This is a genomic window from Burkholderia contaminans (assembly GCF_029633825.1).
Classification (GTDB): domain Bacteria; phylum Pseudomonadota; class Gammaproteobacteria; order Burkholderiales; family Burkholderiaceae; genus Burkholderia; species Burkholderia contaminans.
In genome coordinates this window covers 3109502-3129548 of the sequence record NZ_CP090641.1, presented here as the reverse complement: position 1 = coordinate 3129548, position 20047 = coordinate 3109502, and the positions used below count along the sequence as shown (strand labels likewise).

The 20047-nt window shown below is 64.7% G+C and carries 14 protein-coding genes; 8 read left to right on the top strand and 6 right to left on the bottom strand.

Annotated elements, in window-relative coordinates:
* Positions 1 to 27: 27 nt before the first annotated feature.
* From LXE91_RS31655 to LXE91_RS31635, 5 genes are read left to right on the top strand one after another with little or no spacing between them, the layout of a single operon-like run.
* Entirely contained in the window at positions 28 to 279 is a 252-nt protein-coding gene (locus LXE91_RS31655; protein WP_039356919.1) for an acyl carrier protein, read from the top strand.
* The gene (locus tag LXE91_RS31650; RefSeq protein ID WP_039356921.1) at positions 276 to 1472 is read left to right on the top strand and encodes an acyl-CoA dehydrogenase family protein; all 1197 of its coding nucleotides are present in this window, start codon (positions 276 to 278) and stop codon (positions 1470 to 1472) included. Before LXE91_RS31655 ends, LXE91_RS31650 begins: the two co-directional genes overlap by 4 nt.
* Positions 1469 to 2443, top strand: coding sequence for an amino acid--[acyl-carrier-protein] ligase (locus LXE91_RS31645; protein WP_039356924.1), 975 nt, complete (start codon positions 1469 to 1471; stop codon positions 2441 to 2443). The genes LXE91_RS31650 and LXE91_RS31645 overlap by 4 nt, the downstream gene beginning before the upstream one ends.
* The gene (locus LXE91_RS31640) at positions 2440 to 3498 is read left to right on the top strand and encodes a DUF1839 family protein (RefSeq protein ID WP_039356927.1); all 1059 of its coding nucleotides are present in this window, start codon (positions 2440 to 2442) and stop codon (positions 3496 to 3498) included. The genes LXE91_RS31645 and LXE91_RS31640 overlap by 4 nt, the downstream gene beginning before the upstream one ends.
* On the top strand, positions 3495 to 5978 hold the full coding sequence (locus LXE91_RS31635; RefSeq protein ID WP_039357362.1) for a glycoside hydrolase family 2 protein: 2484 nt from the start codon (positions 3495 to 3497) through the stop codon (positions 5976 to 5978). Before LXE91_RS31640 ends, LXE91_RS31635 begins: the two co-directional genes overlap by 4 nt.
* A gap of 52 nt (positions 5979 to 6030) precedes the next feature.
* Here the strand turns inward: LXE91_RS31635 and LXE91_RS31630 are convergent, their stop codons facing one another.
* On the bottom strand, positions 6031 to 7422 hold the full coding sequence (locus LXE91_RS31630) for a sigma-54 dependent transcriptional regulator (RefSeq protein WP_039356929.1): 1392 nt from the start codon (positions 7420 to 7422) through the stop codon (positions 6031 to 6033).
* A gap of 690 nt (positions 7423 to 8112) precedes the next feature.
* Complete coding sequence (locus tag LXE91_RS31625) at positions 8113 to 9336, bottom strand: glycosyltransferase family 4 protein (protein ID WP_039357364.1); 1224 nt, start codon at positions 9334 to 9336, stop codon at positions 8113 to 8115.
* A 204-nt stretch (positions 9337 to 9540) separates the two neighbouring features.
* On the opposite strand from LXE91_RS31625, the gene LXE91_RS31620 reads away from it, so the two are divergent.
* Both LXE91_RS31620 and LXE91_RS31615 read left to right on the top strand, forming a co-directional pair.
* Positions 9541 to 10203, top strand: a complete 663-nt coding sequence (locus LXE91_RS31620; RefSeq protein ID WP_039356931.1) for a GNAT family N-acetyltransferase — start codon at positions 9541 to 9543, stop codon at positions 10201 to 10203.
* A complete protein-coding gene (locus LXE91_RS31615) occupies positions 10200 to 11762 on the top strand; it encodes a mannose-1-phosphate guanylyltransferase/mannose-6-phosphate isomerase (RefSeq protein ID WP_039356932.1) in 1563 nt (520 codons plus the stop codon). Before LXE91_RS31620 ends, LXE91_RS31615 begins: the two co-directional genes overlap by 4 nt.
* A gap of 36 nt (positions 11763 to 11798) precedes the next feature.
* Here LXE91_RS31615 and LXE91_RS31610 read toward each other — a convergent pair whose 3' ends face one another.
* The 4 genes from LXE91_RS31610 to LXE91_RS31595 all read right to left on the bottom strand — a co-directional run bounded on the left by LXE91_RS31610 (position 11799) and on the right by LXE91_RS31595 (position 18281).
* A complete protein-coding gene (locus tag LXE91_RS31610; RefSeq protein ID WP_039356934.1) occupies positions 11799 to 13061 on the bottom strand; it encodes a right-handed parallel beta-helix repeat-containing protein in 1263 nt (420 codons plus the stop codon).
* A gap of 59 nt (positions 13062 to 13120) precedes the next feature.
* Positions 13121 to 14266, bottom strand: coding sequence for an acyltransferase family protein (locus tag LXE91_RS31605; RefSeq protein ID WP_039356937.1), 1146 nt, complete (start codon positions 14264 to 14266; stop codon positions 13121 to 13123).
* Between the two features lie 56 nt (positions 14267 to 14322).
* Positions 14323 to 15747 (bottom strand): DUF6418 domain-containing protein, encoded by a 1425-nt coding sequence (locus LXE91_RS31600; RefSeq protein ID WP_039356939.1) that lies wholly within the window; start codon positions 15745 to 15747, stop codon positions 14323 to 14325.
* Between the two features lie 218 nt (positions 15748 to 15965).
* Positions 15966 to 18281 (bottom strand): GNVR domain-containing protein, encoded by a 2316-nt coding sequence (locus LXE91_RS31595; protein ID WP_046544093.1) that lies wholly within the window; start codon positions 18279 to 18281, stop codon positions 15966 to 15968.
* A 565-nt stretch (positions 18282 to 18846) separates the two neighbouring features.
* Between LXE91_RS31595 and LXE91_RS31590 the strand changes: the two genes are divergently transcribed.
* Positions 18847 to 20028, top strand: a complete 1182-nt coding sequence (locus LXE91_RS31590) for a polysaccharide biosynthesis/export family protein (protein WP_046196537.1) — start codon at positions 18847 to 18849, stop codon at positions 20026 to 20028.
* Positions 20029 to 20047 lie beyond the last annotated feature (19 nt).

Below are 20047 nucleotides of genomic sequence, written 5' to 3'. Positions count from 1 at the left end.
ACGACACCACGCACGCCGGAGCAGCACGTGAAAAACGAAATCAAAACCATCCTGAAGCACGTCGCCCATCTCGAAGCCGCGATCGATTCGATCGGCGACGGGGACGACCTCTACGAAGCCGGCCTTTCGTCACTCGACACGATCCAGCTGATGCTCGCGATCGAGAAGCAATTCAACATCGAGATTCCCGACGAGATGCTGAACCGCAACCTGTTCCGCAGCATCGACGCGCTCGCGGACACGATCACCACGCTGCAACGCACCGAGCATTCGGCATGAGCGCGCTGCTTCCCGAACTCGCGGCCGACAGCGATGCGCGTCGGCTCGACGAGGCCGCGCATGCCGTCGCGCAGATCGCCGCGCAGCACGCGGACGCGGTCGATCGCGACGCGCGCTGCCCCGTCGAGGCGATCGAGGCGATGCGCGCGCGCCGCCTGCTCGGCGCGATGGTGCCGACCCATCTCGGCGGTGTGGGGGCGTCGCTGGAAGACATCGCGTCGGCCTGCTCGATTCTCGGCCAGGCCTGCGCATCGTCGGCGATGGTGTTCGCGATGCATCAGATCCAGGTCGCCTGCATCGTCGATCACGCCGCCGACCAGGGCTGGCACAAGCTGTTCCTGCAACAGCTCGTGCGCCACCAGTGGCTGCTCGCATCGGCCACGTCGGAAGACGGCGTCGGCGGCAACCTGCGCGCGAGCCAGTGCGCGCTCGAAACCAGCGGCGGCGAATTCCGGCTGCGCAAATCTGCGCCGACGATCTCGTATGGCGACTATGCAGACGGCATTCTCGCGACCGCACGACGCGATGCGGACGCGCCGGCTTCCGAGCAGGTGCTCGTCACGCTGCTGCGCGACGGCTACACGCTCACGCGCCGCGGCGAATGGGACACGCTCGGGATGCGCGGCACCTGCAGCAACGGCTTCGAGCTCGATGCGCATGGCGCCGCCGTCCAGTGCCTGCCGGTACCGTTCGCGAAGATCGCGGAGGAAACGATGGTGCCGGTGTCGCACATCCTGTGGGCTGCGGTATGGATCGGTGTGGCCGGCGACGCGTTCCACCGCGCGCACCAGTTCTTCCGCGCCCAGGCCCGCCAGACCGACGGCGCACCGTCGCCCGCGTCGCGGCGCATCGCCGAATCGCTCGCGCTGATGCAGGCGATGCAGGCCCGCGTCGACAACGTGTTGCGCCTTCACGCGAACCCGGCGTCCCGCTCGTGGTCGGCCGGCATGGCCCGGGCCGCCGAGATCAACACGCTGAAGACCTACGTGTCGACGACCGCGCTGGAAGTCGCGCACCAGGCCATGATGATCTGCGGGATGGCCGGCTACAAGCAAGGCACGCCGTTCAGCATCGGCCGCCACATTCGCGACCTGCATGCGGCGCCGCTGATGATCAGCAACGACCGCATTGCCGTCAACACCTCGAACCTGCTGCTCGCGCTGCGTCCTGCGACGCTGGAGAAACATACGTGAACGATCGCCTTGCCGTGCCCTCCGCCGCCTCCGCTCCCGCCGATGCACCGATCGACCGCGCGGGCGTCAACCCGCTGCGCGACGAACTGATCGACGCGGGCCTGCTGGTCTCGACCGGCATCCAGGGCCTGTTCGGCCGCAGCGAACGGTTCGAGCGCGTCGTGGAGGCGCTCGACGCGTTCGTCACGCGCATCGGCGCCGACCAGCAGGCCGAAGTGCTGCGCTTCCCGCCGGCGATGAGCCGCACCGAGTTCGAGCGCAGCGAATACATGAAGAGCTTCCCGCAGCTCGCGGGCAGCGTGCATGCGTTCTGCGGCGACGAACACCAGCACCAGCGCGTACTGCAGTGCCTCGATCGCGGCGACGACTGGACGGAAAGCCAGAAGCCGACCTACGTCGTGATGACGCCCGCCGCGTGCTACCCGGTCTACCCGGTCGTCGCACGCGCGGGTGCGCTGCCGGCCGACGGCCGGATCGTCGACGTCTTCTCGTACTGCTTCCGCCACGAGCCGTCGCTCGACCCGACCCGCATGCAGCTGTTCCGGATGCGCGAGTACGTGCGGATCGGCACGCCCGAGCAGATCGTGTCGTTCCGCGAGACCTGGATCGAACGCGGCACGCGGATGATCGAGGCGCTGCGCCTGCCCAACGCGATCGACCTCGCGAACGACCCGTTCTTCGGGCGCGGCGGCAAGATCGTCGCGAACAGCCAGCGCGAGCAGAACCTGAAGTTCGAGCTGCTGATCCCGATCGAGCACGACGATCGCCAGACCGCTTGCTTGAGCTTCAACTACCACATGGACCATTTCGGGCTGCTGTGGGACATCCGCACCGCGACGGGCGACGTCGCGCACACGGGCTGCGTCGGCTTCGGCCTCGAACGGCTCACGCTCGCACTGTTCCGCCATCACGGCTTCGACATCGACGCATGGCCGCGCGAAGTCCGCGACGTGCTGTGGGGCACGCCATGAGATTCGTGTCCCGCGACGGCGAAGACGCGTCGTTCGAGGATGTGCGCCACCGCGCGCGCCACTACCGCCCGCATCCGCTGCATAGCCAGGAGATGGTCTGGAAACAGACCAACTGCTACGTCGACATGTGGCTCGAGGTGCTCCGGTGGTGGGGCTTCAATCCGTACGCGGCGCTGCCGTTTACGATTGCGCTCGATTTCGAGGGCGACCAGTTCACGTTCTTCAAGTTTCCGCACGACGAACTCGAGCGGCTGTACGGCATCGTCGTGCAGGAACACTCGATCTACGAACCGCTCGACCAGCACATCGAGACGCAGGTTGCGCGCGGCCACCTGATGATCGTCGAGGTCGACGCGTGGTTCCTGCCCGATACGCGCGGCAGCAGCTACCGCACGCAGCACACGAAGACGACGATCGGCATCGATGCGATCGACCGCGCGAAACGCCAGATCGGCTACTTCCACAACAGCGGGTATTACGTGGCCGAGGATTTCGACTACAACGGGCTCGTCGGCGGCAACTCGCCGATGACGCTGCCGCCTTACGTGGAATGCGCGAAGCGGCGGTTTGCGCCGCTCGACGAGCGCGAGCTGTGCGAAACGTCGCTCGCCGCGCTGCAGCGCCACCTGCGGCGCCTGCCGGTCGTCAACCCGATCGCCGCGTTCCGGCGGCAGTTGCAGACCGATGCGCGGACGCTCGCCGATTCGCCGCTCGAGCATTTCCATGCGTACTCGTTCAACTCGGTGCGGCAGCTCGGCGCGAATTTCGAGCTGTTCGGCCATTACGCGCGCTGGCTGCAGGCCAGCGGCTGCGTCGGGCCGTTCGCCGAGATCCGTGCCGCATGCGACCGCATCGCGTCCGAAGCGATGGTGCTCGAATTCCGGCTCGCACGCGCGTGCGCGCGCGGCAAGGAGGAGCGCGGCGACTCGACGCTCGAAGCGATCGAGGCCGCCTATACGGATGTGGTAGCGTGCGCGCGGCAGATCGCGTTGCCGCTGCGGCACATGAAGCCCGTGCGCAGCGACACGGCGGCACCCGTGCCGGCCATGCGGTGACGCGCACGCGTGCCCTGCCCGCGTGGTCGATGCTGCCGACGGCCGCGGGCGCTGCGCGGGAACCGCGCGACCTCCCGGCCGCCGGCGACGGCTGGATTCCGGCGACCGTGCCCGGCACGGTCGCGCAGTCGCTCGCGCTCGCGGGCCGGCTCGACGAAGCCGCATCGCTCGACGAGCGCGACCACTGGTACCGGATCGAACTGCGCGGACACGGGCCGCGCGTGCTGCGTTTTCACGGCCTCGCGACGCTCGCGCAAGCGTGGCTCGACGACACGCCGATTCTCCGCTCCGACAGCATGTTCGTCGCACACGACGTTTCCGTGTCGCTCGACGGTACGCACCGGCTGACCGTCTGCTTCCGGGCGCTCGCCGCGCACCTGCGCGACACGCGCGCGCCGCGCCGCGCACGCTGGCGGACGCGGCTCGCGGAGCCGGCGGCGCTACGCACGGTCCGCACGTCGCTGTTCGGACACATGCCGGGCTGGTTTCCGCCGCATGTGCCGACCGGCCCGTGGCGGCCCGTGGACGTGCTCGATCCCGCTGACGGGCCCGTGCTCGTCGATTGCGACCTGCACGCGCGCATCGAAGGCGAGACGGGCTGGCTCGACGCGGAACTGACGTTCGCAGCGCCGCTGCCCGACGCGCTCGCCGCACGGCTGTCGTGCGGCAAGCACCACGCCACGCTCGAACGCGCCGGCCCCGACCGTCTGCGCGCGAGCGTCGCGGTGCCCAACGTGTGCCGCTGGTGGCCGCATACGCACGGCGAGCCGGTGCTGTACGACGTCGCACTGCATCTCGGCGACGCGTTGCGACCGCTCGGCGCAACCGGTTTCCGCACGATCGAAGTCGACGCCGGCGCCGACGGCAAGGGCTTCGGGCTGCGCATCAACGGCGTGCCCGTGTTCGCGCGCGGCGCATGCTGGAGCAGCGCCGCGCCGCGCACGCTGCACGCGGACGACGCCACCTACGCCCACCTGCTCGGGCTCGCGCGCGACGCCGGCTTCAACATGATCCGCGTCGGCGGCACGATGACCTACGAGGCCGATGCCTTTCACGCGTGGTGCGACCGGCTCGGGCTGCTGGTCTGGCAGGATTTCATGTTCGCGAACTTCGACTATGCGCTCGACGATCCCGCATTCGCGGACAACGTCGATCGCGAAGTCCGTCAGTTCCTGTCGCGGCACAGCGCGTCGCCGTCGCTTGCCGTACTGTGCGGCGGCAGCGAGATCGCACAACAGGCCGCGATGTCCGGGCTCGGGCCGAAGCAGCGCTTCCTCGAGCTGACCGCCGACCGGCTGGCCGGCCACGCGGCCGCATGCCGGCCCGACGTCCCGTACGTGCCCGATTCGCCCGACGGCGGCGTGCTGCCGTTCGCCCCGCGCGAACGCGTGTCGCACTACTACGGCGTCGGTGCGTACCTGCGCCCGCTCGACGACGCGCGCCGCGCGGACGTGCGCTTCGCGAGCGAATGCCTCGCATTCTCGAACGTGCCGTGCGACGCGACGCTCGCCGAGCTCGGCTGGCCCGGCGTGCACGAGCCGCGCTGGAAGGCAGCCGTGCCGCGCGACCCCGGCACGTCGTGGGATTTCGAGGACGTTCGCGACCACTATCTGCAGACGCTCTACGACGTCGTGCCCGACCGGCTGCGGCGCGAGGATCCGGCGCGCTACTTCGAGCTGTCGCGCGCGGTGATCGCGGACCTGATGCGCGAAACGTTTTCCGAATGGCGGCGCACCGGCTCGCGCTGCGCCGGCGCGCTCGTCTGGCAGTTCCAGGACGTGATGCCGGGCGCCGGCTGGGGGCTGATCGACGCCGCGCACCGGCCGAAATCGGCGTGGCATGCGTTGCGCCAGGTCCTGCAGCCCGTGCAGGTGCTGCTGGTCGACGAAGGCTTGAACGGGCTCGACGTGCATGTCGTCAACGAGCGCCCCGCGCCGTTGTCGGCCGCACTCGAGCTGGTCGCGCTGCGCGACGGCCGCACGCCGGTCGCGCGTGCCGGTTGCCCGGTGCGGATCGCCGCGCACGACACGGTGCGGATCGGCTCGGCCGAGCTGCTCGGCCGGTTCTTCGACTGGACCTACGCGTACCGCTTCGGGACTTGCGAACACGACACCGTCTTCGCGACGCTGCGTGCCGACGACGGCACGCTGCTGTCGCAGGCGTTCCATTTCCCGTCCCGCACGCATCCGGCCGTGCTGGCGCGCCGTGAACTCGGGCTGGAAGCGTGCGTGTCGCGCACCGGTGACACGTGGCACGTCGACATCGATACACGGCACGTCGCGCGTCATGTGCAGATCGATGCACCGGGCTACGTGCCCCGCGACGACTGGTTCCATCTCGCGCCCGGCACGCCGGCGCGCGTCGCGCTCGTTCCGCTTGAAATGATCGGGAAGCATGCGGCCGCGACCGATGGGCCGCCGACCGTGGAAATTCGGGCCGTGAACGCCGCGCGCACGGTGCGCGCCACGCAGGCCGGTTGACGCAACGCTCGCGGCTTTCGGCAGCCGCGAGTGTCGCCTTGTCGAATGAATCTCAGTCGGACGAGCCCGTGCCGCGCGGCCGCTCGATCCCGTATGCCTCCATCCAGCGATACAACGTCGCGCGCGACACGCCGAGCTCGCGGGCCGACGCGGCGACGCGCCCGCGCGTGCGCAACAGGGCGGTTTCGATCGCCTCGCGTTCGATCGACTTGCGGATGTCGGCCACCGACGGTGACGCGGCATCGAGACAGTATTCGAGTTCGAGATCCTGCGCGGTAATCAGGCGCCCTTCCGTCATCACGACCGCGCGGCGCACGCGGTTGATCAGCTCGCGGACGTTGCCGGGCCAGTCGTGCTTGTAGAGTGCCGTGATCGCATCCGTCGAGAAGCCGCGCACGCGATGGCGCGCGTCGCCGCGGAAGCGTTCGAGCATGTGATGCGCGAGCAGCTCGATGTCCTTGCCGCGCGCGCGCAGCGGCGGCTGGTCGATGCGCATCACGCACAGACGGTGGAACAGGTCCGGCCGAAAACGCCCTTCCTCCATCGCTTCGCGCAAGTCGACGTGCGTCGCCGACACGATCCGGACATCGACCGGCACCGGATCGCTGCCGCCCAGGCGATGAATTGAACGCTCCTGCAGAAAGCGGAGCAGGCTCGCCTGGCTCTCGTGCGGCAGGTCGCCGATCTCGTCGAGCAGCAGCGTGCCGCCGTTCGCCGCTTCGACATAGCCGATCTTGCGCGCGTTCGCGCCGGTAAATGCGCCGCGCTCATAGCCGAACAGTTCGGATTGCAGCAGATGCGGCGGAATGGCGCCGCAGTTGACCGCGACGAACGGGCCGTTGCGGCGCTCAGAATGGCGATGGATCGCGACGGCAGTCAACTCCTTGCCCGTCCCTGTTTCGCCGAACACGAACACCGGTGCGTCGGTGCGCGCGAAGCGCCGCACCGTATCGAACAGCCGCAGCATCGCGCTGCAGGTGCCGACGATGCCTTTTTCCTCCGATTCGAGCCGTTCGCGGTCGCGCGCGAACAGGCACTCCATGCCGTACGCGTGGCCGACCGTATCGGCGATGCGCTGGTGCGAGGCGGGCAACGTGACGTAGTCGAAGCAATAGTCGCGCAACAGCGCGCGAACGTTCGGAGAAGCGGTCTGGCCGACATCGATGAGTGCGACCCAGACGACGTCGCGCATCGACGCGCAGGTCGACGCGATGCTGCCGATCGCGTCGGCATGGCCGCCGCTCAGGTCGAGGATGCCGCAGGTGATTTCGCCGGACGTGTCGCGCAACTCGCTCGCCTGCGCGACGATCGACACTTTCCAGTCGCGTCGCGCCAGTTCCTTCCGGAGCATGACGGACGGCGACTGCGTCCAGTAAATCAGCGGACGCTGCCCGTTACCACTCCCCGCGTCGGCGCTCTTATCGCGCGTTATTGGCATATTCATAACGAACCATCACTTTCTCCACTCCGCGAACCGTTCGCGTGCGCTGCGGCCGGCGGCGCATGGCCACCTTTCCGCGCTGCGTTTCCGCAGCCTTGGCGAATATCGAAACTGCACACGGCGAGAACCCCCGGAGGTCGAGCCGGATGTCATCCGGCCTCGTTGTCATCGAACTCAAAGGGAACGCGCGGCTGCGCGAGCCGCGACATTCCCGCTTTGACGCGACCCGCCGGCAGGCGGGGCACGTCGACAAACGGAGCATCCGTCCGAGCGTGCGTCGCGTCGTACACGACGATCGCGCCCGATACTGAACCGGATGGCGGCCAACCCACAAGCGGAATGACCGCCGCACTTCATCCGTTCGTGAATTTACACCTCGTTTCGAGATGGTCTTGTTACCAAAAGATAATCCTGAATCAGCCGGTTACGCAGCCGGTCGCCCCGCGCGATACACCTTTGGCTACCAAGATTTGATTCTCTCTCAACAATCGCGTCAATCAGTGCCAAATACTACATTTCCGCCAGATCGGCCCCCTCGATTGCGCGTGATTTTCACCGGAATCCTTTAAAAAGACCGGCACCACACGCCGCACGCCACATAATCGCGCGCGCTGCCGGCCGGCGGCGCCGTCCCGGCACGGCGCGCGGGCCGCCCGGCGGTTACACTCCGTAATCATCCCGCGCGATCGCCGCTCAGGTTCGCAGCGCCGTCTCGCCCTCCCGATCCCGCAGATCGCCCATGCCGTCCTCGATCGACGCATCGCCGTGCGGCGCGAAACCGGCGGGACCGGCCATCTCCTCCTGCAACGCGGCATAGCCATCCATCACGAAGCGCGTGAACGCGTCCCGAAAGCGCGCCGAGCTGAAGCGCTCGGCATTCGCGCGACACGCGTGCGGATCGATCGCCCCGCGCGGCAGCGCTTCGAATCGGGCAAGCGCATCGACCAGTGCATCGACCGTCTGCGCGCGGTAGAACAGGCCCGTTGCGCCGGTGCCGGGCCACGCCCGCACCGACTCGCGCACGCCGCCCTTCCCGTACGCGATCACGGGCGTGCCGCATGCCTGCGCCTCGACCGGCGAAATGCCGAAATCCTCTTCCGCGGCGAACACGAATGCGCGCGCACGCTGCAGGTGGTCGTGCAGCACGTCGAACGGCTGGTAACCGAGCAGCGTGACGTTGGGCCCGGCCAGCGCGCGGATCTTCTCCATCTCCGGCCCGTCGCCGATCACGACGAGGCGGCGTTCCGGCGTACGCGAGAACGCGTCGACGATCAGGTCGATCCGCTTGTACGGCACGAGCCGCGACGCGGTCAGGTAGAACGCCTCCTTGTCCGCGCGCGGCGACAGGTGGTCGACGTCGACCGGCGGATAGATCACGGTCGCATCGCGCCGGTAAGTCTTGCGGATGCGGCGCGCGATGAAGTGCGAATTGGCGGCCACGCGATCGACGCCGTTCGCCGAACGCGCATCCCAGTTGCGGATGTAATGCAGGAGCGCACGCGCGATGACCGATTTTGGCCCGCGTGCGAGGCCGGCCTCGTTCAGGTACTGGTGTTGCAGGTCCCACGCATAGCGCACCGGCGAATGCACGTAGCTGGCGTGGAACTGGTCCGGGCCGCTGAGCACGCCCTTCGCAACCGCATACGAGCTCGACAGCACGACATCGTACGCCGACAGGTCGAACTGTTCGATGGCCAGCGGAAACAACGGCAGGTAGCTGCGGTAGCGCGTGCGCGCGAACGGCAGCTTCTGGATGAAGGACGTGCGCACCGCGCGGCCGCGCAGGCAGTCCCGATCCTCGAGGAAATCGACGAGGCTGTAGACATCGGCCTGCGGAAAGCAGTCGATCATGTGCGCCAGCACGCGTTCGGCGCCGCCAGGCACGACCAGCCAGTCGTGAACGATCGCAATCTTCAAGTACCGCTCCCGATTCTCCATTGACGTTCGACAGGGATGGGCCGCGCAACGCGGCCACCTCGCCATGGCAATTATCGGAAAACACCGGCACCGCCGATGTGTGCTGGCGGACATTACGGCGCTGTCGGCAGATGACGCCTCGCCCGGGCGAACCCCGAGCATGGGTAAGCTTTCGAACAGACCGGCGCGCGCCGCATCCGCATCATGATCATTGCCGCTTCGCATCGGACGAACGTATCCGTGCGACATGGCGTGCTGAAGGTTTCACACGAGGACCGCATCATGGAATGGCATTGTTGTGAATTCGAACATCTGAGCGCCGTCGATCTCTATGCAATCCTGCGCGCACGCAACACCGTGCTGGTCGTCGAGGATGCGCATACCCATCTCGACATCGACGGCAAGGACGCGGGCGCATTGCACGTCTATGCAACCGTGCGCAACGGCGACGCGGTGGAAGTCGCGGCCTACGCACGGCTCCTGCCCGGCGACGACATCGATCCGGACGTCGTGATCGACAAGGTATTGACGAGCGAAGCGTGCCGCGACGGCGAAACGCTCGAGCACCTGCTCGAGCGTGCACTGACCGCCGCACTGGCCGCATGGCCGGACGCCGCGCTGCGCATGCACGTCCCTGCGCCGCGCCAGGCGTTCTACAAACGTTTCGGATTCCGCAAGGCGTACGGACCGTATCTCGAGCAGGGTGCACCGTTCGTCGGCATGATCCGGCCGGCCGACCGCGCCGCCGGCGCGCTGCGCCAACTGCTGTCCCGGACCGTTTCGTCGGCCCGGCCCAGGAACGAAGACGCGCGCACCGACGCACGCGTGCTCAACCGGCTGCCCGCCGATACCGGAGCCAATCGATGACACGCACCCTGCACCCGGTTCCCGCCCCCGACCTTCCACGCATCCTGCCGGTCATCCTCGCCGGCGGCTCCGGCACGCGCCTCTGGCCGCTGTCGCGCGAACAGTTTCCGAAGCAGTTGATCGAGCTGACCTCGAACGAATCGCCGTTGTCCGCGACGGCGCGCCGCCTGAACGGCATCGCGAACGCGGTGCTGGGCGACAAGCTGTTGCTGGTGTGCGGCGAACAGCATCGCATCATGAGCGCCGCGCAAGTGGTCGACCGTGCGGCGCCCGCTCGTATCCTGCTCGAACCCGCTGCGCGCAACACGGCACCGGCGCTCACGCTTGCCGCGCTCGACGCCAGCGTATTCGAGGACGACCCCGTGCTCGCGGTGATGCCGGCCGATCACGTGATCGCCGATGTCGGCGCGTTCCAGGATGCGATCGCGCGCGCGGCACGTTATGCGCAAGAAGGCGCGATCGTGACGCTCGGTGTGCTGCCGCGCCGCGCGGAAACGGGCTACGGCTATATCCGGGTCGGCGAGCCGCGGACGAGCCGCCACGGCGGACAAGGCGGTTATTCGATCGGACGCTTCGTCGAGAAACCCGACGCGGCGCTCGCCGAGCGCTACCTGCAGTCGGGCGACTACTGGTGGAACAGCGGCATTTTCGTCACACGCGCATCGGTCTGGCTCAAGGCGATTCACGCGCTGGCGCCCGAAATCCATGCGGCCTGCGAGTCGGCGTGGCGCGCGGGCGTCGCCGACGATCCGTTCTTCCGGATCGACGCCGCGGCGTTCGACGCCTGCCCGTCCGACTCGATCGACTATGCGGTCATGGAGCGCCTGGCCGACAGCAGCGAACTCGGCATCGAAGGCATCGTGGTGCCGCTTTCGGCCGGCTGGTCGGACGTCGGCACGTGGGATGCGATCTGGGAAATCATGCCGAAGGACGACCAGGGCAACGTCGCCCGCGGCCCGACCGTGTTCGAGGACACGCAGGACAGCCTCGTGCGTTCGGAAGGGCGTCTCGTCGCGTGCGTCGGCATGAAGGATGTCGTCGTGATCGAAACGCCCGACGCGGTGCTCGTCGCGAACAGGCACGACGTGCAGCGCGTGAAGAACATCGTCGCGCGCCTGAAGAGCGACCGGCGCCCGCAGGCGAGCGAACACCGCAAGGTGCAGCGTCCGTGGGGGCACTACGATTCGATCGATCTCGGCGAGCGGTTCCAGGTGAAGCGGATCGTCGTCGAACCGGGCAAGCGGCTGTCGCTGCAGATGCACTATCACCGCGCCGAGCACTGGATCGTCGTGCACGGCACCGCGAAGGTGACGCGCGGCAACGAGACCTTTCTGCTCAGCGAGAACGAGTCGACGTATATCGCCGTCGGTGAAGTCCATCGCCTCGAGAATCCCGGCCGCATTCCGCTCGAAATCATCGAAGTGCAATCGGGCAACTATCTCGGCGAAGACGATATCGTGCGCTTCGACGACCAGTACGGGCGCCCGGTCGTCGACGCGCTGCCGGAAACGCACGCGGCGCCGCACGTGCAAGTGGCAGAGGGAGACGTCGTGCGATAGTTGCGTGCTGCGCACGCCGGCGCGTGCATCGATACGTCAATCGATGCCGCGCCGCGGCGGACGCGCCTGCCTGAGCGCTTCGCGCACATGCGGCAACGCCGACGTATCGGCCCCGACCACGTCGATCGACGCCGGCTGCATGACCGCCACCCTGCACTGCTCGGCACTCGTGCCGCCCGAGGTACAGCCTCCGCCCCCACCCACCTGCACCGCCTCCCCGCCGATCGCGGACAACCGGTTATCCGCGATCCGGTACTGCGACACGTTTCCCCATACGCGAATGCCGGCAAACCGCGCGTGCGACACGCGGTTGCCGATTACGACCACGCGCGTCACCGAGCCCGACCACGTACTGACGTCGATCGCGGCCTGCTGTGTCAGCGGGCGCGGATCGGTCCGGCCGACCGCGGTCTGAATGGACGAAATCACGTTGTTCTCGACCCGAACGTCGGACGCGCCGTAGGTTCTGTAACTGTCTTCCTGCGCAACGAGGATCCCCGCACTGACCTGCACGTCATGCACGATGTTGTTCGAGATCGTCACCTCCGTGCCGCCGACCACCGTGATCCCGCGCCCCCACGTGTTGCCTTCGAGGGAGTTGCCGGTAACCAGCACGTTGCCGCTCAGCGCCCCGTCGGCCTGGTAGCTCACCACGGCGATCATGTCGTCGCCGGTACCACGCACGACATTGCCCTGGACCAGCACATTGCGCGTGCCGTGCGTCATGTGGATGCCGTCGGCGAGTGTCGAGCGCACCTGGTTGCCGACGATCGCGACGTCGGATCCGCCATACACGAATATGCCGGCGCTGGCACCGCCGTCGATGACGTTGTCGAGCACCTGCACGTCGTGCCCCGTCACCTCGACCTTGGTCGACTCGGGCGTGTCGAGACGCGTCGCGCCTGTTCCCCTGAGATGAAACCCGACGAGCGTCGTACCGTCGCCCCGCATCTCGATCGTCTGATTGCCGGGATCGGTCGCAACCAGCGTTGCGCCGAAACCCGACAGTACGACATGCCGCTGCCGTACGACCAACGAACGGCCGACAACGTACCGTCCGGGCGTGAACACCAATCGCTGGCCCGGCTGCAGCCCGTCCAGCGCGCGTTGCACCGCATCGGCCTGATCGGCTGAGCCCGGGGCGGGATGAATGTACGCATCCGGCATGTCCGCATGAATCGCACCCGGCGTGGGTACGCCGGATACGGCCTCGGTGAACCCCGGCCACACGAGCCCGCCAGCCACCATCATGCAGGCTGCACCCGCGCATGCACGAGACAGGTATTGCGATCCGCTCATATCGAATCTTTTCCATGGAACAAGCAGACACACATCGGGGAATCCGCCTGGCAAACGAATCAGCTGGTCGCGTCACCCGACGCGAACACACGACTTCCCCGACGCGACGTGAGCGTATGCGCCAACTTCACGAACGGTGCTTCACACAGCCGGTAGCCGACCCACGACAATGGAATCAACGGCACCAACGGTACGATCATGTAAAGACCGAGCGGCCATCCGACGATGTGGAAACGCTGACACAGCCAGAACGCCAGGAAAAGCGGAAGACTGTGCAGCAGGTAGATCGAATAACTGATCTTGCCGATCCATGAAAGCAGACGGATACGAAGTTTCAGCAAGGTTGCCAGCATCGCGAATGTCGCGATGCCGATCATGTATGCGAGCGAAATCGGCAGATGGAACGTGTTGTGGTTTCGCCAGTCCGTGATGGCCCCCGCCAGCGCAATGCCGACGACCGGTATCGTCACATAGGCAACCGCCGATCGGTAAGTCAGGGATAGTCGGGACAGCACACCGCTTCCGGCCGGCCTGATACGCAGCGGTTTCGAAGGATTGTCGTACGCCATGCGAAAGCAGGCGCCCCAGAACATGATGCCGAGGTGATACGGCAAGGTCTTGTACTGACTGAGAAGATGAGCCGGGAAGAGCCGAAATTCGAGGGGCAACACGAACAGTCCGCATAACCCGACCGTGACAAGACACAAATGGAGCATCCGGTGAAGCGCCCCGCACCAGAACAGAATCAGGCACACCCCGTAAAAATACAGCTCCGTTTCCAGCGTCCAGCCATGAGGCAGGATCAGGCTTTCCCCAAACGCAACCGGAATCATCGTCACGTTTGCCAGAAAGCCATGGATGTCCATTCTTTTATCGAACAGATACCAGTGAACAAAATATCCGGCAGGAAGCGCCAGCCAGTAGGCCGGATACAGCCGAAGGAATCGTCGAACGAGGAACCGCTTCGTGCCCACGCCGACTTCGCCATGCAGGCTGGTTGGAATCAGCATGCCGCTGATCGCAAAAAAAAGGACGACGCCGATTCGTCCGAAGTTCAGGGAACGTTGCAGGGTGTCGAGCACACGCTGCGAGCCGGCAAGGGCGACGAACCGTTCGGCATAGTGTGTCCAGATGACGAGTATCACCGCAATGGCACGCATTGCGTCGATATGGTCGAGCCGCTCCGAATGCTGCGCTTTTGACATGACTGGAATGATGAAGACATAAGCGTGACGAAAGCCCCGGAACTGCCTGGTCTGGTTTATTTGAGGTTTGAATGCTTCGCATCGACGCAATACCACCAGACGAGTGCGAGAAGCGCATAGAAAACCGTGCGCGAGCCGAACATCATCCAGTATTCACCTTGCTGAACGGCGAAGGTCGCATAGGAAAAGACCTTCGCCATCAGCCACAGCATCACGACCCGGCCGCGTATCGCCACCAGAATCTGCAGCGCACCGAGCGCGCCGTACACCAGGCCGGTCATCGCGACAAAGAGCGCTCCGCCGGCATAGCCGAACCAGTACACGGGCACGGCCATGTTCCCCATCGTGAACGTGACGTCGTCGAACATGTAGGCCCTGAGAATGCTCGGTTCGGTGTACGACTTCATCAAGTCGCGCAAGCCGCTCGGTTCGGAACCGTCGAAAAAGGTCGGCATGGTGAAGGAACCGAGCGAGTTCACGAAACGCCAGAATGCGTCCGTACCACCGAGCCTCGGCGCCGTGAACATCTGCGCATCGTTGTCGACCACATACCACGGCTGGCCCTGCAGCAGGAAGCGCGACGAGAGCATGTCGGCTACTTCGAGCCCCTGCCCCCTGTAGGAGTAGAAAATGGAAGCGGCACCGAGCAACAGCGCCAGCCCGGCACCGATACCCAGATAACGAACGACCGGCTTGCCGTTCATCGCATGAATCGAAATGAACGGGGCAAGCGAGCACAGCCCGATGTGCAGCACCGCCATGAACTGCTCGCCATGCATCACATTGAGCGCCAGGTCGACAGCCATCGTCAGGATCGCCGCCACCCGGATGCGCTTGTCGGAGCTGGTGGCGATCGTGCCCATCAGGAAACCCATGAAGGACTGATTGTTCAGGAACAGGTTGAACATCGTCCCGTTCGAGGAATCATTTCGCAGCGCATATCGATTGATGCCGGAAAACAACGAGAACCCTGACGTCAGGCCGGCAATCACGCCGATCGCGATAATCGTGGCCGCGAGGCCGAACCCCACCATGATGCTGATCGGTTGAGACGTAATCCGCGCCCTGATCGGCTCACGCACCGGGCGTTCGTCCAGAAATCGACCAAAGGCGACGAGCGCACAGACCAGAAAAATCACGTAGAACGTCAGGAGCCGGCTGAACGCCCCGGTCGCATCACCGACGACATCGGTTTCCGTCAGGTAGCCGCCGTCCTCCAGTCCCACACCCGCGAGGAATGCGGTCATTCCGATCGCCAGCACGTACAGCATCGACACGGCAAACACCGGGCGTGATCTCACCAGGCCGACGAGCCCCACTGTTGCCAGCAGAAATGTGCACAAGGCGCTCGATTTCGCCATGCCGAGCGCCGGCATCACCGCGTTGAACAGCAATGCAAGCGTGAATAGCGTCAATACGATCACGCCGGTTGCGGAGACGAAGCCTCCGTTGCCTCCCAATGTTCCCGTCGTCTTAGCCATCGTGCCGCAACCCGATATTCGATCCTTCCTTCACGCACCTGCACCATGCAGTTGCGAGCCGATAACAGAAGGTCCGGGAAAGGGCGAACCGCGTCCGGGAACGCATGGTCGCCCCGGGCGCGACGAACGATATTGCTCGCGCCGTATCCGTATCGACCTGACGTTTTCTTCCCGCCACAGCCCGATTACTCATCTGCCACGCTCCGCGCCGATCGACATCACGCGGCGTTTCTGAGCAGTTCCTTTCTGACTCGCTCCCATGCCCTGAACAAGAACGTATCGGACTGGACATGGCGAGGATTGGCCTGCGCCCGGGTTTCCCTTGCCTGCCGGGAAACGTTCGCGTAATGGCCGTAGCGAAACGGTGAAGGCTCGAAGCCATTGAACACCAGGCCATCCACATCCGCGCCGAACTTGTTCAGGTTCTCGATCGCCTCCGCCACGCCGGCGTAACCGACCGAACCTTGCCGCACGACCATCAACGTGATGTCGGCGAACCTCGACAACATGGCGACGTTTGCAGCCGGATGGGCCAACGGCGCATCCATGATGATCACGTCGTATGCGCCTCTCAGCGAAGCGAACAGCACCTCCAGCTTCTCGGTGCCGTACAGGTTCCGCGACGGCTTGCCCCCTTTTCCGGCAGGCAGCACGTCGAGATTGTCATGAACGCGAGAGATCGCCTTATCGAGATCGATCGAGCCGTGCAGTACTTCCGCCAAAGACTGCTCGTATTGCACCGGCAAGCATCGCTCGATGCTTGCCGGGCCTGCATTGGCACGCACGAGCAAGGTCTTGAAGCCGCTGTCCGCCAGCACGCAGGCAAGATTGGCGGAGATCGTCGACTTGCCCTGCCCCGCCTCGGGAGACGTAATCAGAACGGTCTTCGCGCCGCCGCCCCCAGGGATCATCTTGCAGTGCAACAGCAAGGCCAGATCTGCGATCGCTTCGGCGAATGGCGTATCAGGGTGCTCCCTCACGGCCATGAAAACCGGCCTGCCGTTCGAGTCGGCCTCGATCTGTTGCGGCGATGACGGGAGTACACCCAGCAGCGGAACCCCGACCATCGATTCCAGATGCTTCGGATCACGAACACGCCTGAAAAGCAACGCAAGGCCTTGTGCCACGGCAATGCCCAGTATCAGCCCGACCACTGCGCCCAATACGATCACGAGCATTCGATTCGGCCGAATCGGCTTGTCGCTCACATCGGCCTTGTCGATGATCGACGCATTGCCGACCGTGCCTGCCTTCGCAATCTGCAACTGCTGCGTGTTGTTCAGCAAGCCGACATACAGCTGGTTATTGACTTCGACGTCACGCGCCAAACGCAAATAGGTCTGCTGCTGCGACGGCAAGTGCGCCACCTTGCTTTTCAATTCGGCCGACTGCTGATCGAGCGTCTTCAGCTTGTTGACGACGGCCGCGATCTGGGGCTGTCCGGCAACATACTTGGATGACAGGTCCTGGTACTCGAGCTTGGCGTCGAGCCGCGCCTTGTCGACCAGCGCCAACTGGTCAATGAGCAGCCTGACATCGCCTTGCGAATCGATCGACCCTTGCGCGTTGCGGAACGTGTTCAGCGCCTGCTCTGCCTGCTCCAGCCGCGCCTTCACGGCCGGCAGTTGCGCATCGAGGAATGCCTGGCTGCGCTCGGCATCCTCTGAACGCCGTTTCGCGTTGACATCCAGATAAGCCGCGGCAATGGCGTTGAGCAGTCGTGCAGCAAACACGGGATCGGGATCCTCGAGATTGAGCTGCATGATGCCCGACTGGCGTTTCGTTTCCGCCCCGGTCAACTTGGTCAGGATGGCATCGAGTCGCACGGGCGTGGCAACCCGCCGTACCCGGAACTCCGTACCGGGGCGCGCCACGATTCGCGACACATCCACGCGATAGCCGTTACCTTCGCTGAGCTTGCCGATTACCCCCGTCAACACCTCTTGACCATCGCTGTCCTTCAACAGGAACCGGTCGCCTTCGAGATAATCGAACTCCAGCTTCTTGCCGAGTTGCGCATCCGGGACGTCGAATTTGCTGAATTCGACTCGTTCACCGCCCCACGCCCAGAACGGGGTGTTGAACAGCGGAATGACGAGACCATTCGCGTCTTTCGACAGGACCGAACCCAGAAAACCCGCCGCAAGCGGAATCCGGTTACTGACTGAAACTTCCGCCTGCGCGGCGGTTGCCTCGATCGCCTGGGTGACGACCGTGCGCGAGCGAGCGATATCGATTTCGCCGACCACGGCAGAATTCTGAATATCCAGGGCATTCGAAATCTCGGAGAGCGAACCCAGCGCGCTATGCTTGTTTTCCTGGACCTGTATCAGCGTATCAACCGAATAAATCGGCGTCGCTGAAATGGCATATACAAATGCCAACAACAGACACGCAAGAAAAACCGAAATAAATGCCCCTCGATAATAAAATACATTCTCGAGTAATTCGGTCAGTGTAAAGCGGGACGCGTCGCGGGAAATATTTCCCGCTCCGTCCCGGTACCCATCAGGCGAAGGTCGATCCAGTGCCATGCATAAACTCCCAAATTGCCGCCTTGCCAGGCTTCACGTGGCGGCACGTGCTCTCGGGCGAGCGTGCCGCGCGACGCGTACCAGGTCGCGCCACCCCGGGCGCCCTGCATCCGACCGCAGGTCGGCAAAAATTACGTCACTGAACCGCTGCGCCAAGGGCATCGATGATTCTGTTTGTCCCGACCACTATGCGATAAATGCCCGGCGCGCTAAGTGCGATGGCTTACATTAATAAGCACTGGCGATGCGAATCACTGGGTTGCCAACCTGTCTCGTGCTATGTTAAGTGCGCATTGCTTCCCTTTCGGGGAACGCATGACAATACGGTGGCTCGATGGCGCACTCAGACATATGACGTGAATACGTCCTTTCATATCATTCATCGCCTCACCTCGTTTTGACGATTCTTATCAAACACGGTGATACAGAACATTGACATCGGGGTGTCGAGATGAAAAATCTTCTAGCGTAGAAGGAACGGCGAGTTTTAAATTCATTTAAATTTCTTCTGAATATAGGCCTGTCCGGCCAGCAAATCGGCCGGTTTACCATGCTGAATGACGATATGAACAACCACCAGCTATTCGCTACGCGCGCGCTGAAAAAGAACGACCATGCGGTACGTCGGATGCGCGCTGCGTTCTCACTGGCGATGTCCACCCTGCTTTCGGCGTGTGCGTTCGCGCCCGGCCAGCACATGGCGGAGCCGGCCGCATTGCCGGTCACGACCGCCGACAATGGCGATGTAACCAGCGACATGAAGGTCGCGGTCAAGCAGATCGATCTGACGCTGATCAACCAGATTCACACGGAACAGAAGCACCTTCCCGCATCGTCGATCCCGAGCAACCTGCTCGGCAGGCCGAGTGCCTACAAGCTTGGCCCGGGCGACGTGTTGCAAATCACGGTTTGGGATCATCCCGAATTCGCCGCCGCTGTCGGCCAGCCGACGCAGAACACGAAGCCCTCCGACGCAGCGCCTGGTTTCGTCGTCGACAGCGACGGCAACGTGCAGTTTCCCTACGTGACGCGACCGATCCACGCGGCCGGAAAGACCGCGGCGCAGATCCAGCGGGAACTCGATGCCGAACTCCGGAAGGTATTTGTCAAACCGCAAGTGACCGTTCGAGTGGCATCGTTCCGTGCCGAGCAAGTGTATGTGGACGGCGAAGTACGCGCCCCCGGCTCGCAGACGATCAACGACATTCCAATGACGCTGGTCGAAGCGGTCAATCGTGCGGGCGGCTTTGCGCCGACCGCGGATCAGAGCCGCGTGACCGTCACGCGCAACGGCGAGATCTATCCGGTGAATGTCGCACAGATGATGAAGACCGGCAAAAGTCCCGCCGCCATCATGCTGCAGCCAGGCGACCTGTTGCATGTGGGTGCGCGCGACGACAATCCCGTCTATGTCATGGGTGAAGTGAACAAACCGCTGGCCGTGCCGCCCCTGCGCGATGGCTCGCTCACCTTGAGTGCGGCGCTTTCGGAGGCCGGGCAACTCAACCAGCAGACGTCGAACGCCCAGCAGGTTTTCGTGCTGCGCAAGGCCGCCGACAGCGAGCCGGTCATCTTTCACCTCGACCTGAAGTCGCCCGTCTCGATGCTGCTCGCGAATCAGTTTCCGCTCGCGTCGAAGGATATCGTGTACGTCGACAACACCGGCCTGGTTCGCGCAAGCCGCGTGCTGAACCTGCTGCTGCCGGCGATCAGCGCGGGGTTGACCGGGGCGCTTGTCACCAAGTAATCGGAATATCGGCAGGACG